The 16,961-nt window shown below is 24.8% G+C and carries 17 protein-coding genes; 8 read left to right on the forward strand and 9 right to left on the reverse strand.

Annotation, left to right across the window (positions count from 1 at the left end; translation table 4 throughout):
- Positions 1–77 precede the first annotated feature (77 nt).
- The 3 genes from pstA to rpmB form a co-directional block, all read right to left on the reverse strand.
- Positions 78–2,099 (reverse strand): phosphate ABC transporter permease PstA, encoded by a 2,022-nt coding sequence (gene pstA / locus AACL11_RS05710; protein ID WP_338986642.1) that lies wholly within the window; start codon positions 2,097–2,099, stop codon positions 78–80.
- 14 nt (positions 2,100–2,113) lie between these two features.
- A complete protein-coding gene (locus AACL11_RS05715) occupies positions 2,114–3,076 on the reverse strand; it encodes a PstS family phosphate ABC transporter substrate-binding protein (RefSeq protein ID WP_252320663.1) in 963 nt (320 codons plus the stop codon).
- Between the two features lie 266 nt (positions 3,077–3,342).
- On the reverse strand, positions 3,343–3,534 hold the full coding sequence (gene rpmB, locus AACL11_RS05720) for a 50S ribosomal protein L28 (RefSeq protein WP_252320665.1): 192 nt from the start codon (positions 3,532–3,534) through the stop codon (positions 3,343–3,345).
- A gap of 218 nt (positions 3,535–3,752) precedes the next feature.
- Between rpmB and AACL11_RS05725 the strand changes: the two genes are divergently transcribed.
- Together AACL11_RS05725 and greA are read left to right on the forward strand one after the other, a co-directional pair.
- Positions 3,753–4,100: an HPr family phosphocarrier protein gene (locus AACL11_RS05725; protein WP_252320667.1), complete on the forward strand. Its 348-nt coding sequence runs from the start codon at positions 3,753–3,755 to the stop codon at positions 4,098–4,100.
- Positions 4,101–4,209: 109 nt separating this feature from the next.
- Positions 4,210–4,731, forward strand: a complete 522-nt coding sequence (gene greA / locus AACL11_RS05730) for a transcription elongation factor GreA (protein ID WP_252320669.1) — start codon at positions 4,210–4,212, stop codon at positions 4,729–4,731.
- Between the two features lie 58 nt (positions 4,732–4,789).
- Here the strand turns inward: greA and AACL11_RS05735 are convergent, their stop codons facing one another.
- Complete coding sequence (locus AACL11_RS05735; protein WP_338986645.1) at positions 4,790–5,233, reverse strand: hypothetical protein; 444 nt, start codon at positions 5,231–5,233, stop codon at positions 4,790–4,792.
- A 254-nt stretch (positions 5,234–5,487) separates the two neighbouring features.
- Complete coding sequence (gene asnS / locus AACL11_RS05740) at positions 5,488–6,906, reverse strand: asparagine--tRNA ligase (protein ID WP_422397945.1); 1,419 nt, start codon at positions 6,904–6,906, stop codon at positions 5,488–5,490.
- Positions 6,907–7,154: 248 nt separating this feature from the next.
- Here asnS and AACL11_RS05745 point away from each other — a divergent pair, with 248 nt between their 5' ends.
- The 5 genes from AACL11_RS05745 (at position 7,155) to tsaE (ending at position 9,956) form a co-directional block, all read left to right on the forward strand.
- Positions 7,155–7,352 (forward strand): hypothetical protein, encoded by a 198-nt coding sequence (locus tag AACL11_RS05745; RefSeq protein ID WP_338986649.1) that lies wholly within the window; start codon positions 7,155–7,157, stop codon positions 7,350–7,352.
- 32 nt (positions 7,353–7,384) lie between these two features.
- Entirely contained in the window at positions 7,385–8,194 is an 810-nt protein-coding gene (locus AACL11_RS05750) for an IS3 family transposase (RefSeq protein ID WP_338988473.1), read from the forward strand.
- A gap of 103 nt (positions 8,195–8,297) precedes the next feature.
- On the forward strand, positions 8,298–8,474 hold the full coding sequence (locus tag AACL11_RS05755) for a hypothetical protein (RefSeq protein ID WP_338986651.1): 177 nt from the start codon (positions 8,298–8,300) through the stop codon (positions 8,472–8,474).
- 22 nt (positions 8,475–8,496) lie between these two features.
- Entirely contained in the window at positions 8,497–9,390 is an 894-nt protein-coding gene (gene pnuC, locus AACL11_RS05760; RefSeq protein ID WP_252320370.1) for a nicotinamide riboside transporter PnuC, read from the forward strand.
- Between the two features lie 95 nt (positions 9,391–9,485).
- Complete coding sequence (gene tsaE, locus AACL11_RS05765) at positions 9,486–9,956, forward strand: tRNA (adenosine(37)-N6)-threonylcarbamoyltransferase complex ATPase subunit type 1 TsaE (RefSeq protein ID WP_252320372.1); 471 nt, start codon at positions 9,486–9,488, stop codon at positions 9,954–9,956.
- Positions 9,957–9,964: 8 nt separating this feature from the next.
- Here the strand turns inward: tsaE and AACL11_RS05770 are convergent, their stop codons facing one another.
- Genes AACL11_RS05770 through ileS form a run of 4 tightly spaced genes read right to left on the reverse strand, consistent with a single transcriptional unit; the run spans position 9,965 to position 15,635 of the window.
- Positions 9,965–11,323 carry a rhomboid family intramembrane serine protease gene (locus AACL11_RS05770; RefSeq protein WP_252320374.1) on the reverse strand — a complete coding sequence of 453 codons (1,359 nt, stop codon included), beginning with the start codon at positions 11,321–11,323 and terminating at the stop codon, positions 9,965–9,967.
- The gene (locus AACL11_RS05775; protein ID WP_338988495.1) at positions 11,323–12,246 is read right to left on the reverse strand and encodes an RluA family pseudouridine synthase; all 924 of its coding nucleotides are present in this window, start codon (positions 12,244–12,246) and stop codon (positions 11,323–11,325) included. Before AACL11_RS05775 ends, AACL11_RS05770 begins: the two co-directional genes overlap by 1 nt.
- A complete protein-coding gene (gene lspA / locus AACL11_RS05780; RefSeq protein WP_338986655.1) occupies positions 12,134–12,841 on the reverse strand; it encodes a signal peptidase II in 708 nt (235 codons plus the stop codon). Before lspA ends, AACL11_RS05775 begins: the two co-directional genes overlap by 113 nt.
- 31 nt (positions 12,842–12,872) lie before the next feature.
- The gene (ileS, locus tag AACL11_RS05785) at positions 12,873–15,635 is read right to left on the reverse strand and encodes an isoleucine--tRNA ligase (protein WP_338986656.1); all 2,763 of its coding nucleotides are present in this window, start codon (positions 15,633–15,635) and stop codon (positions 12,873–12,875) included.
- A gap of 187 nt (positions 15,636–15,822) precedes the next feature.
- Here ileS and AACL11_RS05790 point away from each other — a divergent pair.
- Positions 15,823–16,612 (forward strand): IS5 family transposase gene (locus AACL11_RS05790; protein WP_422397922.1). Its coding sequence is split into 2 segments (ribosomal slippage): positions 15,823–16,091 and positions 16,090–16,612, totalling 792 coding nucleotides; the frame shifts between segments, so codons are not numbered across the junction.
- Positions 16,613–16,961 lie beyond the last annotated feature (349 nt).

Below are 16,961 nucleotides of genomic sequence, written 5' to 3' on the forward strand. Positions count from 1 at the left end.
TGATAAATTATTTGATTTGTTATTTGGTTTTTTCTTAAATTTATCTTTCACTTTTAAAAAGTAAGGTTTAATCACATTTACTTTTCTTTTTTTATTGCTATTCGCTGATTCTTTCTTGCTTTCATTTTTTCTTTTAATAATTCAATTGAGCATTTTGTTTTCACCCCGATTCCTGTTGTTAAACTTTTTTCAAAATGTTTTGCTATAAAATTTAAAATAAATATTAGTATAACTGTTATTAGTGCTGTTTGGTACATCATTCCTAATTTATTAGGGTCATTTGATTCTTTATTAACTAATAAAATATGGGTTGTTAAAGTTTGTCCTGAACTTAAGAAACCTTTATTGGGAAAAGCAACAGTGCTTCCTAATGTTAGATAAACTGGTGCTGATTCACCAATAATTCTACCCATTGATAAAATCATACTAGTAATAATGCCACCAATGGCAGCTGGAATAACTACTTTTCTTATTGTTTCAAATTTACTAGCACCTAGTGCTAATGATGCTTCACGATATTCAATAGGTACTGATTTTAATGTATCTTCTACTGCTCTAATAATAAGTGGTAAAATAACAATTGTTAATGTTAAACTAGCAGCAATTGCTGAGAAACTTATTTGTAAGAAAGTAATAAAAAAAGTAAATCCAAACATACCAAAGATAATTGATGGCGTAGAAGCTAAGGTATTTAGCACAAAACGTAATATTGAAGCAAATCAACCATTTTTGGCATATTCGTGAAGATAAATTGCGCCAATAATACCTAATGGCATAGCAATAGTAATTGTTGTTAATACCAATAAACATGTCATTGTGATAATTGATAAGTAACCTTCATCACCGATTGTTCAAATTAAAGCCGCAAAATTAAAATTGAAAACGCTACTACCAGCATTACCACTAATGTTGAAGATACCATTAATAATAATATCACCAATAATTCAAATAATTAATCCCATAGTAATAAAACAAGCTAGCCCCATAAAGAATAATCGAAAATAGTCTTTAAAGTGTTTTCAGCCTTGATTTTTAATAGTTTTTTCACTAATAGTTAACATTAGTTGATTATCAGATAGATTTATTTTTTTTAAATTATAATTTCGTGGTTTTTTATGACCTTTTGCTTTTTTATCACTACGTTTATAAATTATTAAAACAATAAAGTTAATGATTGAAACTATAATAAATAAAAATAAACCAATTCCATATAATGCTGATATTTGTTGAGAACTAACTGCTTCTCCAATTTCTAGTCCAATTACTCCCGCTAAAGTAGAAATTGAACTAAATAAAAATGCAAGTGGACCATGTGCAAAATTGGGGGTTAGAGTACTATTACCAGCAATCATGACAACGGCCATTGTTTCACCAATGACTCTTCCAAATCCAAAAATTATTGCACCAATGATTTTGGTTTTTGCCGCTTTAAAAATGACTTTAAAACTAGTGTCAGTCCTGCTAATACCTAGTGCTAATGATGCATATAGATAAGATTTTGGTACTCTAGTAATAGCATTAACAGATAATGAAATAATTGTTGGTAATGCCATCATTGATAAAATAAAACTTGCTGTCATCATATTTTCTTTGGTTGGTGCTCCCATTTTTACAAAAATAGGACCAATGGTCATTAAACCAAAAGCACCAAAAACAACTGAAGGAATACCAGATAATAATTCTACTAAAGTTAATGTTGTTTTTTTTAATTTTGGTGGTAAAAATTCACATATAAATAATGATGTTAGTAAACTTAAAGGAACAGCAAGTATCATTGAAAATAGCGCAACTCAAAAAGTGGCAACAACAAAGGCAATAATACCAAAACTATTAGCACTAGGTAATCATTTACTATTTCCTAACATTTTAAATCAATTAAGAAAACTCATATTACTAAATGTTTGGCCGATAATAAAACCAATTAATAATGAAGCGGCAATTAGTGCTAATGAAGATATAGACAATACACAAATTTTAGCAATCAAATCATAAGTATGTTTTTTTTGTTCACTAATAAAAACATTTTTTGGATCATGATTTTTATTAAAATGATTAAAAGTTATTTTATGTCAAAACTTTTTAAAAGATTTGGATTTCATTTATTAATACTCCTTTATGGAAAATTGTTTAATCACTGATTTAAATCATGATTTAATTTGTCAGTTAATGGTACTGCTGATTGTGCGTATTGAGCTTCTGAAAAAGCAGGAACTACGTATTCGTTATGACCTGGATAGCCAGGAATAAACAAGAATTTTAGAAATTTAACTAAAGTATTAATTTGTTTAAAATTTTTATTTATTAAACCTGTAAATGGTCGTGATAACTGATAAGTACCATTTTTAATGGTATCTAAACTTGGAGCAATTTTTTCTCAATTAGCAATATGAATATTAGTGAATTGTTTATTTGAATCTAATTGTTTTTTATCTGAATATGAACTATAACCAACACCACCACTAGACATATTAAACATTTGTGTACTTGAATTAACGGTTATTGCTTGTGGATAATATGCTTTTGAATCACCCAGAACTTTTTCATTAAAAACATCTCGTGTTCCTGAACCATTTTCTCTAGTATAAGGTAAAATTTTGAGGTCACAAGTTGGTTTGATTCAACCTTGATTTGGTTCTGAAGTATTTTGTGGAAATAAATCTCTTCAGAAAATAGACGATTTTAAATACATTTTTTTTACTTTATCTTGTGTAAAATTTAGAGGTTTATCATTACCTAAGCAATCTTTTGGTAAATTATAAACTAAAATCATGCCATCTTTTGATAAAACAAAAGAAATTAAATTATTATTAGGAGTTGTATATTCCTTTGAAAGTCAGCCAATACCAAACATATTTTTATTAACGGGAATTACTGCTGCATCTGAACCTAAACTGTTATAAGTAAAATCTGCTTCTTTATGATTATCAGGATAGTCTTCCATTAATGTATGCATTAAAGGTGCTACTGAAGTTGAACCACCCATAATAAAATAGGGTTTATGACTAACTAAAGTTACAATAAAAATACTAATCATTGTGATTAATCAAAATAATGACAAAATTCTTTTTTTTAGCATATAAATCCACCCAACTGAGAGTTTTCTTTATCATACACGTATTATAACAATATAATTGATAAAAACTAGAAAAATTATTTCATTTTTATAAAAAATGTAGGTTCTAGACTATATTATTAATATTTTTTAGTAATTAAAAAATGGTATTAAGTTAACTTAATACCATTTTATTAAATATTTTTAATTTAATATAAAAAAATAAAAGAAAAGTATTTCTTTCTTTTATTAGTATTCTTTATTTATATAATTCAAAAGATAAAATAACTTTATTTTTTATTATCTAAAGCATTATTTTTCTTTAAAGTTTTTAAAGTACGAGCACTAATCATTAAAGTTTTTCCACCAATTTTTACTGGTTGTAAGTTTGGATTTCATTTTCTTCTAGAAGAGTTCATCGCATGCGAACGGTTGTTACCAGCTAGTGGACCAATACCACTTAAAGCACATTTTCTTGCCATAGTTATTTTCTCCTTATTAATGTTTTAACTAATAAATAATACCATATTTATTTATTTATTTTAAAAAAAATTAAAATTTATTTATAAAAAATTGAATATTTACTAGGACATTATTTTAATAAGAAAAATTTAAATTATATATTTTTTTTAAAAAAATAAAAAATATGTTATAAATAAACTATATTATACAAATTTTTAAGAAATCTTGGAGGAAAAAAATGAATTGTATTATTTATGCTGTGCAAATTGATGATGAAAAAAAGATTGGTTTACATGCACGACCAATAGCCAAAATTGCTGCTGCTATTAGTAAGTATAAAAATATTGAGGTAGAAGTCATTAAATTACCTGATAATGCAGATATTACGAAGCCAGTAAAACTTACTGGTAATGAAACTAAAGTTAAAGCTAAGTCAGTTCTTAATTTTCTAGGTTTACAAGCAAAAAATTTTAGTAAAATTGCTTTTATTATTACAAAAATGGATGAGAAAGAAGAAGATAAAAAACTTGAAGAAGTTAAAACAGAAATTATTTCTTTATTAAAAGAAGAAAAATTAATAAAGTAAATGGTTTTAAAAAAAGTATTCTTTTGAATACTTTTTTTAAAACCATTTATCCTTATGATATAATTATTTACGTTCTTAAAATATTAAATTATATAAATGGAGGCATTTAATGAGCGAAATTAACAAAAATAAAGAAATAATAATTTCAGAACAAGGTTTAGAAAAGTTAAAAACTGAATTATATAAACGAATTAATGTTGAACGTGAATCGATAAAAGAACGATTAAAAGCAGCTAGGGCTGATGGTGATTTATCAGAAAATGCTGATTATACTAGTGCGCGTGAAGAGCAAGGTAAAAATGAAGCACGCATTCAAGAACTTGAAACGATTATTACTAGTGCTGTTATTCTTGAAGAACAAAAACAACGTAAAAATAGTAATATCAAAGCAGTTCGTGTTGGTAGTTGAGTAACAATTGTAAAAATTAAAGATGGTAAAATTGTTTCTGATTCAGAAGAAAAATTTAAAATTGTTGGAAGTATTGAAAGTAATCCATTTGAAGGATTAATTTCTAATGAGTGCCCATTAGCAGTATCAATTATGAATTGTGTTGTTGGTGATATTGTTGATATTAAAGGTATTAAAGAAACATATAGGGTAAAAATTATAGAAGTAAAAAATCAATTATAAATAATTTAATTAAAAATGACCACTAATAAATAGTGGTCATTTTTAATTATTTATTAATTTATAATTGAACAGAATGATAATTATAAGTTTTGTTTTCTTTAGTATCTAAATTACTTTGTTGTTTGATTTTTTCAAAATTATTATCTGGGATTTTTAAACAATCATTTAGTAATTCTTTTATGTTAGAATTTTCAATATTAAAGTTTTCACATATTTCTTTTAAAGAAAGTTTAGTTTCAAAGTATGTTTCATCATTTTTAATAGTTATACCTTCTTTAATAATTTTATTTTTTAAGTCATTAATTTCAGTTATATATGATGAATTTGGTAAATTAAAAGTTGCTGTTATTACTCATGGGATATCTATTTTTTTAGATGCAACTGCATTATGGTAAGCATTTTTTAAAAATTCTTGTAATTCTTTAGAAAAAATGGTTGCTTTTGAACTATTGTAAATTGAGTGTTGAACATTAATTAGATCTTTTTGATTATAATCAATCATTATTTCTAAATTTAAACGTTTACTTTTTAATTTAAAAGCTGATAAATCAATTTTTACTTATATTAATTATTTTTTACATTGTTTTTATAATTTCATATGACTTTGGCATATAAATATCCTTTCTTTTTTTAACTTATTAATAATTATTTAATACTAAATTAATTATATATTATGTTGGATTTTAATGTAGTAATAGGAGTTTTAAATAACATTATAAGTTTAATTTAAAAAGATATTATTAAAATATTATTATTTTAGAATAATAAGTTATTTGGTGTACGAGGAAAAGGAATAACATCTCTAATATTATTAATACCAGTAATAAACATTAAAAATCTTTCTAGACCTAAACCAAAACCAGCACTTGGTGCATATCCATATTTTCTTAAATCAAAATATCATTGTAGATCATTACCCTCAATTTTGAATTGGGTTTTATTTTTTAGTAATTGTTCATAATTATCTTCACGAACAGAACCACCAATTAATTCACCAATCCCTGGCACTAATAAATCCATAGCTGCCACTGTTTTTTGTTGTGGATAATTACTATCAATTGGATTAAGTTTCATGTAAAAAGCTTTGATGGTTTGTGGATAGTTAATAACAAAAGTTGGCTGTTTAGTTATTTCTTCACATAAATATCTTTCATGTTCTGATTGTAAATCAATTCCTCATTTAATTTCATTAAATTCAAATTTTTTTCCTTTTTTTTGTGCATTTAAAAGTAATTCAATTACTTCTGTATAAGTAATAACTTTAAAATCAGATTTAAAATCGGCAATTTTTTCTAATTTTTCAATTAGTGATTGTTCATTTTTAGTTTCTTGTTTTTGTTCTAAAAATTTTAATTCAGAATTACAATTATTTAGAACATCTCTAATAACAGTTTTTATTAGTTTTTGGGCTAGTATAATATTATCTTGTAGATTACTAAAGGTAAATTCTGGTTCTACCATTCAAAATTCTGCTGCATGACGTGTAGTATTAGATTTTTCAGCACGAAATGTTGGTCCAAATGTATAAACTTTTTGTAAAGATTGAGCGTAGGCTTCAGCATTTAACTGACCACTAACAGTTAATGAGGCTTTTTTCCCAAAAAAATCCTTTTCATATTTATCATTAGTTATAGTAGTAACAATAAAATTTTCACCAGCACCTTCAGCATCATTAGCTGTAATAAGAGGACTATGTAGGTAAATAAATTGATTATTATGAAAAAAATTATGAATAGATCATGATACTTGAGCACGAATTCTAAATAATGACAAGAAAGTATTAGTACGAACACGTAAGTGTGCATGTTCACGAAGAAATTCATTTGTATGTTCTTTTTTTTGGATTGGATAATCATTAGCGCATATGTTGTAGACAGTAGCAGTAATTACTTTTAGTTCAAATGGTTGTTTCGCATTTGGTGTTAAAATTAAATTACCAGTAATAGTAACAGCACTACCAGTAGTAACATTAGTTAAATTGTTAGTATTTTCTAAATTTGGATCATATACTACTTGTAAGTTATTAATTGAAGAACCATCGTTTAAATCTAAAAACCCAACTTTTTTACTATTTCGATTAGAACGAACCCAACCGTTAACAGTTACTTGTGTTGGTATTTTTTTAGTTTTATCGTTACTATTAATAAATAAATTATTAATTGTGTAAATCATTATTGTTCCTCCTATTTATTTTTATATAATAAATAAATTATATATTAACTATTATCTTAGTAGGGAATTATTTATGATTTTTTTCATTAATATTTGGGATAAATTTTATTTTTAGTTAGTATAAAATTTCAAATTGAATTTTAAGTTAATGTTATAATATTACTTATAGTAAAGGGGGTTTATTATGGGCAAATTTTTAAAGTTAATTACTAATGGCTTTATGACAGGTGTTAGTGAACCATGATGTAATAATGAAGGAGTTGCAGTTTTACCTGGATGGGGCCACTTACAATTGAATTAAGCAATTTAGTAATTCAGGAAGTTTTAAAACTAAAGATAATCGTTCTTTTGAAGAAAATGAATTAATTAAATTAAGAAAAGAATTAAAGCAATTACGAATGGAAAATGATATTTTAAAGCAAGCAGCACTAATAATAGGCAGAAAATAGAAATTATTGTCAAAAATAAAGCTAAATATAAAATTCGCACAATGTGTCGTTTTTTAAAAATATCTAAATCAACATATTATTTTAATTTAAAGAAAAAAGAAAATAAAATCAAAAATAATATTTATGATGAAGCTGTTATTAGTGCTTTTAAAGAAAATAAAGAAGTTTATGGTACTAGAAGATTAAAAAAAATTCTAGAAAACCAAGAAATTTATTTATCGCGCAGAAAAATTAAAAAAATTATGAATGAACATAATTTAATATCAAAATATACTAAATTATCATTCAAAAATCATAATAACAAAGTTAACGATAGTCAAATAACTAATCTTGTTAATAGAAAATTTAAGAATAGGATTAAAAATGAAGTTATTGTTAGTGATTTAACTTATGTACAAGTTAATGGTAGGTGAAACTATATTTGCCTATTAATAGACCTATTTAACCGCGAAATTATCGGACATAGTGTTGGAGTTAAAAAAGATGCATCATTAGTACATCAAGCATTTATGCAATCAAATCGCTGTTTAAAAGATATTCAAATATTTCATAGTGATCGCGGTAATGAATTTAACAATAAAATTATTGATAAACTTTTACTAGCATTCAACATTAACCGTTCTTTAAGTAAAAAAGGTTGTCCTTATGATAATGCTGTTGCTGAAGCAACTTTTAAAACTTTTAAAACCGAATTTATTAATGATAAAAATTTTACATCATTAATCCAATTAAAATTAGAATTATTTGATTACATCAATTGATATAACAATATAAGAATTCACAGCACTTTAAACTACTTAACTCCAGTTAAATATCAACAACAAATGTCTACCAAAAAATAGTCCTAAAAAGTGTTGCCATTCCAATATTTATAGACTTGGTAGTTACTATGCTAATAAAACTTCAATAAAAATATGACATTTTTATGCTGTTGATTTATCTAGTTTGAATTTAGATTTAAAGTTAAGTTATTTTGGTAAAGGTGATGGTAGTATTGGTGAAAATGGTATTAATGGTATTTTCATTAATGAGAGTGAACTAGATAAAGTTAATGATGCACTTACATTGGCAATTTATGGAAAATTACGATTGAATAATACATTAGTGAACATAAATAAATAAATAAATTTAAAAGGAAGAAAATATGTTTAAAGATATAAAATTTAGATTTATAAAAAGAAAGAAAAATATAAAAGAATTTTTATTATCAATACCCAAAGATCTTAATAAAATTCCATTTTCTGCTAAAGTAGCTATTATTTGTTTAGGGATTTTTATGTTATGAAATACATTTTTTGATTTGAATCATTTTATTAATCCTAATTTATATCCTTCGGTTTGAACTATTGTAAATCGTCAAGCTTATCATCCTTGACAGCAAGTATTATTATTCTTAAATGGTATTGCTGCTTTTACTAATGTTATTTGTATAATTTTAATTTCATTTGGTAAAATTTCTAATTTTTTTTGAGGCTTTTTTGCTGTTAGTATTTATGGTTGTATTGCTTTAGTTTGAGATTATGTTGGTGATATGCAGTTGAATTTATTTTTCTTTTTGCCTTTTCAATTTATTGGCTATAGTTTATGGAAATTTCATTTAGATTCACAACAAGAAATAATTTCTAAACGTTTAAATTTAAAAACAAGTATTGTTACTATTTACTTTGCAATTGTTTTATCAGTATTTTTTTATTTTGAAATTCCTGAATTTTCACGTGTAATTTTAGGGAAATATGATTTTGATGGTAATACTTTTCAACAAGTTTTACCACATATTCTAGATTCATTAACTAATTCTTTAAGTATTGTTGCGCAAATACTAATGTTATTACGTTTTCGTGAACAATGAATTTTTTGAATAATTGTTAATATTTTTCAAATAGCTATGTATTCGGGAGTTGCTCATAATCGTTTGGATGTAAATCTTTTATTAATGTGAATTGTTGCTCTTGGTAATTCTGGTTTTGGTTTTTATCAATGATTTTTTGTAAGAAGTAAAGAAAAAGTAGTAGTTAAAAAAGAAACATATGAGCAGTAATAACTTTTAAATAAGAAAAATAATAATTTAGAAAATAAGTTATTATTTTGTATAATAGTTTGTAAAGTATAAAATAATTATCAAAGAAGGTTATTATGAAAAAAAAAGTATATATATTAAAAAATTTAGATGACACTAATACTCTTGCCAAAATAATTGCTAAAATTGCTAAACCAAATTTAATTTTATTATTAAATGGTCCGCTTGGTAGTGGTAAAACGCAAATTACTAAATTAATTGGTAATTTACTTGGAGTTAAAAATATTATTAATTCACCAACTTTTATTATTTGAAATAAGTATCAAACTAAATATGAATGAAATTTAATTCATATGGATGCTTATCGTTTAATTAATCCTCATTTAGAAGAATATTATGAAATAATGATGAATAATTTTATGATAATTGAATGATCAGAAAGATTAAAAATTAATTTTAATAATTATTCATATATTGCTATAGATTTTAAAATTATTGATATTAATAGTAGACAGATAGTTATTAATACTAATCTTCTTACAAAAGAGGAAGAAAAGTATTTATTTGATGCATTAAAAAAAATATAGAATTTTTTTTATACTTGTATGTGAAAGTAATTAAGCATAATACTATTAATAGTACTTTGACTAATTAGACCAAGTTTTTGATATTGTTTTAATACTTCTAAAGTATAATTATTATCATCAACAGGATAATAATTATTTAAACCCCAAAGTAAACCAGCAAATAATACTAATGAACCAATAGCAATTGGACTAAAAGCATAATACACAGTTATTTTACGATTATGATATCCGATTAAAGAAGCAAATAATCATCCTGTGACAAAAGCAATCATTCAATATAATAATGTCACTACTTGTTGATCAGTTATAAATCAAAATATTAACATTAATAAAATAGTTGTAAAGAAACGACTCATAATTGGAGTTTTAAATAATTTATAATTTCAAATGAAAGGTAACATTGCTCCTAATGAAATTACAGGAAAAACTCAAAATCCTGACATGATATTAATATTATCAACAACACTTTGTAAAATACCGGTTAGAATCATTGCACCAATTCAAATGAAAATTGCTTTTCATCATCCATAAAATCCTTCAACAAATCTACCAACACGATAAAACATTCAAAGTGAAAATATTAAATTAATAGGAGCTGAAGGATTTATATCATTACCAGCAAATGGATAAATTAATCACCTTCAATATTGATAAGCACCAAATATTAAGTTATGATAATTGGCACCAAAAAGCAAATGTTGTTGTTTATAATCTAATGCTAATCAATCATCTTGACTAAGATTTATAATTACTAGAAAAACAACAAGTGTAATAATAGGAATTATAAAAAGAAATCAGGTAACTGCCAAATTAGCATTAGTACATTTTTTTAATGTTTCGCTTAAGTAACGACGGTTTTGAAAATTAACTTTTTTTCAATTATCACTTAAAGTTCCAGTACCATTATCTTCATTAGTCTCTTCATTATTTTCGGTTTCAGTTTCAAGTTGGGGTAAGTCTACCTTAATAAATTTAGTAATACTAGGATAAAATTTAGATAATTCTTGAACAATTTTGTCACTAGTAGCAATAATAACATCAACCGCTGGTGACATTCGATTTTCGTTTTGGTTATCATCATTTAAAATAACCATTAAATAACGAATATCTTTAACACCTTCATCTGCTAATTGTTTATGTAAAATTTCATAAACTTCATCTTTATTTTTTAAATGGTGAGGATTAAAATTATTTTCTTTAATAATTTTAATGATATGATAAGTATTACTATCTTTATTAGTTAGATATACTTCACCTTTAACATGTAGTTTTAATTCTTTAGGAACATTAAATGGTCGATAATCTTGATGACTAATAAAATAATCAACTAATTGTAAACCTAAAATATCTAGAATATTATCATCCATTATTTAACACTTTCCTTTCGTAATAATTGTAATTTATTTTCAAAAAAATCAGGTAAATTACATTCAAAAGTCATAACTTTTTTAGTTGTGGGATGAGTAAAAGTAATGACTTTAGCATGTAAGTATTGTCCAATATTAGCATTTTCCAATTTAAACTTGCTGTATAAAGGGTCATTTACAATTGGATGTTCAATTCACTCAAAATGAACACGAATTTGGTGTGTTCGACCAGTTTCTAATTGACATTGAACTAAAGTATAGTCTTTAAATCGCTCAATAACTGTAAAATGAGTAGTTGCTTTCTTACTATTTTGTTCATTGACCATCATTTTTAGACGATTATTATTGCTTCTAGCAATAGGCGCTTTAATGGTTCCTGATCTACCTTTAATTGTACCATGAACTAATGCAATATAAATTCGTTTAATTTCATGTTTTTGTAATTGTTCTGCTAAAATATGATGACTAATTTTATTTTTAGCTACTAATAATAACCCTGTCGTTTGTTTGTCAATACGATGAACAATGCCTGGACGTAAATTATTTTCATCAATATTTTCAATTTTAGATTGGAATAATAATCCGTTAACTAAAGTATTATCTCAATTACCTGCTCCTGGGTGGACAACCAAATTATTAGGTTTGTTAATAACAAGAATTTCATTATCTTCATAAATTATTTCAAAATCAATTGCAGTTGCTTTTAAAGTGTTCTCTTTTTCATTTTTAATAATAATATTTATTTCATCATTATTTTTTAATAATAAGTTAGCTGATGAAATAGTTTTATTATTAACTATTACTTGCCCATTAGTGATTAAATTTTGGATAAAATTTCGTGAATAATGATGTTCTGTTAATATCATTGCTAAATATTTGTCGATGCGGATATTTTTGTTTTGATGATATGTTAGTTTTATCATCTTTTGATTTTCTATCATTGATGATTGTTGTGAATGTTCCGTTGTTGACTTCATTATTGTGTTCTCCAAACTTTTCTTGATAGGCATTAATTATGGTTCCAATAATTATTTGTAGAATAATAATTGTGATACCAATGGTAATAAATATATCCGCAGTATTAAAAATAGTATATGGTGGGAATAGTTGTCATAATAAAAAGTCAATAACACCACCATTATGTAAAAATCTATCGGTTAAATTACCGATTGTTCCTGCAATAACAAAACTGAGACCTAGTGCTCTGTTAATAGATTTAGTAAATAATAGTCAGGTGCTACTAGCAATTGCTACTAGAAAAGCAAAAGTTATTAGAAAGATTTTTTGATTTTGAAAAAAACTAAAAGCAGAACCATAATTAATAATAAATTTTAAATTAATAAATCCGGGTATGAATTTATATTCTTCACCAACTTTTATTCCATTTTGTACTGCTAATTTTATCATTTGATCAGTGACAATTAGAATAATAATTGCACAAAAACAAATTATTTTAGTTAATCATTTTCAATCACGTGTTTTTAAATGATTTTTAATTGCTAATCAAGAAAATTCCATAATTACTTCTTTCTAAACTAATATTAGTTATTTACATTATTAAGGATAACACTTCAAAACAACGATTACAAACATCTTCTTTTGTTTCATTAACAATTAATCAACAGCGAGGACATTTAGTACCCTCTTTTGTTTTAACATTAATAGTTCAGTCATTAACGTTGCTATTATTATAATTAATATTAACTTCACTAACAATTAATAATTGTGCTAATTCTTTTTCATCAATTGTTGATAAGATATTATGATTATCTTTAAAAATAATAGTCACTATTGTTTCTAAGGCTGTTTTAACAATTTTGTCTTTTTTAGCTTGTTCAATAACTTTATTAACTTCATTTTTAAAGTTAATAAAATATTCTCATTTTTCCATTAGTTTTGTTGGTTTGTTTAAATTTCATGGTTGTGGAAATTTTTTTAAATGAATAGAATCACTGCTTGTGTTTAAATCTTTTTTAGTTAAACTTTGGAATGCTTCTTCAGTAGTGTGTGGTAAAATAGGGGCTAATAAACCAATTAAAGTTTTTACTATTAAAAACATTGTCATTTGTACTTGTTTTCTTCTAATGTCATTTTTGCTATTAACATATAAAATATCTTTAGTAAAATCACAATAAAAAGCAGACAAATCATTAGTAACAAAATTTAAAATTAAATGATAGATAGTATTAAATTGGTAAGTTTGATAATTTTCATTAATTTTAGTCACTAATCCGTTTAATTTATTTAAAATATATTGATCAACTTCTGATAAACTATTAATAATTTCTTCTTCTGTTTTATTTTTAATAGTTTTGATATCTAAATCAAATAAATTACCTAGTAAGAAACGAAAAATATTTCTGATTTTACGATAGTTTTCACTAACTTGTTTTAAAATTTCAGTACCAATTCTTGTATCATCAGTAAAATCAACACTGGCTACTCATAATCGTAAAATATCAGCACCATTAGTATCACAAATTGATTTAACACTAATAACATTACCAATTGATTTTGACATTTTATTGCCTTTAGCGTCAGTTACAAAACCATGTGCCAGCAAGTTTTTATAGGGACTACTATTATTAGTAATAGTTCCTGTTGTTAAACTTGAATTAAATCAACCACGAAATTGATCATTACCCTCCAAATATAAATCTGCTGGTCAAGGTAAATTATTATTTTTAATAACTGCCAAGTGGGAAACGCCACTATCATATCAAACATCCATGATGTCTTGTTCTTTATAAAAAATACCATTTGGACTATCTTTATGTTGATATTTAGGTGGTAATAAATCTTTTGCTTCTTTTTCGAATCAAATATTTGAACCATGTTTAGCAAATAAATCAGCAACATGATTAATAAGGTTTATATCCATGATTGGTTCTTTTTTTTCGGTGTAAAAAATTGGAATTGGTAATCCTCAAGCACGTTGACGAGAAATGCATCAATCATAGCGATTATTTGTCATTAATAACATTCTTTTTTTTGCTCATTCAGGAACAAAATTTACTTTATTAATATTTTTAGTAAGTAATGGTTTGATTTTTTCAATAGCGATAAATCATTGTAAAGTAGCACGATAAATAACGGGTTTTTTAGTTCGTCAATCATGTGGATATTGATGTTTAAATCATTTCATACCAATTAATGTACCATTATTTTTTAAGCGCTCAACAATAATTTTATTAGTATCATCATAAAATTTATTGACTAATTGTTCATCATTGATTTCTGCTGTAAATTGACCTTGATCATTAATTGGACAAAGAATTTTGATATTATGTTTTAATCCTAAATCAAAATCTTCTTCACCAAACGCTGGAGCAGTATGAACAATTCCAGTTCCATCATTTATAGTAACATGAGAACCATGAACGATTGGAGTTTTTCTTTGATATAATGGATGTAATGCTGTTAATCCAATTAAATCTTTACCAGAAATTGTTTTAACAATTATAAAATCGGTGATGTTGTTTGCTTTAGTAAAAGAATCAATCAATGGTTGTGCAATAATATATTGTTGTTCATTAGTTTTAATAATACTATATGTAAATTCTTCATTTACTGCTAACATTTGATTGCTAGGAATGGTTCATGGTGTTGTTGTTCAAATTATTAGTGAGGTAGGTAAGTTAAATATTTTTTTTTCATCATTTAGTAAAAAGGCAACATAAATAGCAGCACTAGTTTTTGTTAAATATTCAACTTCAGCTTCAGCTAAGGCACTTTCGCTTGATGGTGATCAATATACAGGATATAAATTACGATATACTAGTTTTTTTTCTACCATTTTAGCAAAAACTTTAATTTGTTCAGATTCATATTTTTTATCATAAGTAACATAATGATCTTCAAAATCTGTTAATAATCCTAATGTTTTAAATTGATTAATTTGATTAGCAACTTGCAGTTCTGCATATTTTTGACATTGTTTTCTAAAATCTGATACTGCTATTGTTTTACGATTAATTCCCGAGTTAGTAACTGCTGTTTCAATAGGTAAACCATGCGTATCTCAACCTGCAATATAGGGTGCATAATAATTGCTACTATTATAATAGCGAACAATAATATCTTTTAAAATTTTATTTAATGCATGTCCTAAATGTAGATCACCATTAGCATATGGAGGTCCATCATGAAGAATAAAAGTTTTCGTAGATTTTTTATTTTTGTTAATTAGTTGTTGATATATTTTTTGGTCTTGTCAATATTTTTGTAGTTGTGGTTCTTTTATAGTTAAATTAGCACGCATTTCAAAGTTAGTTTGAGGCATTAATAATGTATCTTTATAGTTTTTATTCATGTATATTATTCTCCTTTAAAATAACAAGTTTTATTTGTACTAATTATTCTTTTTTATTCTTAAATCATTATACTAGTAATTACTTGAAATTTGTATAATATTTACTTTATTTTAATAATAAGAACCTGTTTGGAATCTTTTATAAAATAACGTAAAATGACTATATATTTTAAGATAAGGGGTATATATGCATAAAAATTATCCAAGTCATGTTACTAAAGAACAATTTGAGAACATAAGATCAATTTTAGAAAATAACAAAAAGAAAACAAAACCAAGAAATTTAGATTTATATGAAGTATTTTGTGCAGTTTTATATGTATTAAAAAGTGGATGTCAATGAAGAATGTTACCAAAAAATTTTCCAAAATGACAAACTGTATATTATTATTTTCAAATTTGAAGTAAAAATAGTGATAAAGAACCTAGCACTTGACAAGTAATTTTAAAAAAAATTAGTTAGAAAAGTTCGTATCAATAATGGTAGAAAAGAACAAACTAGTTTTTGTATAATTGATTCACAAAGTGTTAAAAACACAGATACTGCTAAAAATAAAGGTTATGATGCTGGTAAAAAAATTTCAGGAATAAAGCGTCATATTGCTGTTGATTCTCAAGGCTTACCACATGCAATTTACATAACCACAGCAGAAAAAACAGATCGTAACAGTGCTATAATAATGATTGAAAATGAAAAAGAAAATTTATCTAAAGTTCAAAAAATACTAGTAGATGCTGGTTATACTGGTGAAAAATTTGCTTTTAAAATCAAAACAATCATAAATGCAAATGTTGAAGTTATCAAACGTAATGAATTACATTCTTTTGTAGTATTGCCAAAAAGATGAGTTGTAGAACGAAGTTTTGCATGATTAGAAAAATGCAGAAGATTATGAAAAAATTGTGAAAGAAAATTAAATACTAGCTTACAAATGGTTGTTCTCTCATTTATTTCAATTTTATTAAAAAGATCCTAAACAAATTCTAAGATTTTATAAAACTTAAAAGTTAAAAATATTACTTTTAGTGAGTATTATTTTATAATAAAGTATAAACTTATTAAAGTTTATAAAAAATATTTTTAAAATTTTAAAAAAGAGGTTAATGAATAATGTTAAAAAATTTTGGGAGCGTGTCGAAGATGTCGGTAACTAAAAAGTTTTAAAAATAGCTCCTTTCTTTTTTTTACCCTTGAATTAAAAATAAATGACAAAAGACGAGAATAAAAATCTTGTCTTTTTTTGTAATTGTAAAATTTTAAAATTTTTAATAACCGTCTTTAGCACTATTATCAACACGTGTTAGGGAACTAAAAAAGTGAACTAC

Source organism: Spiroplasma endosymbiont of Dasysyrphus albostriatus, assembly GCF_964019495.1.
Classification (GTDB): Bacteria; Bacillota_I; Bacilli_A; order Mycoplasmatales; family VBWQ01; genus Spiroplasma_E.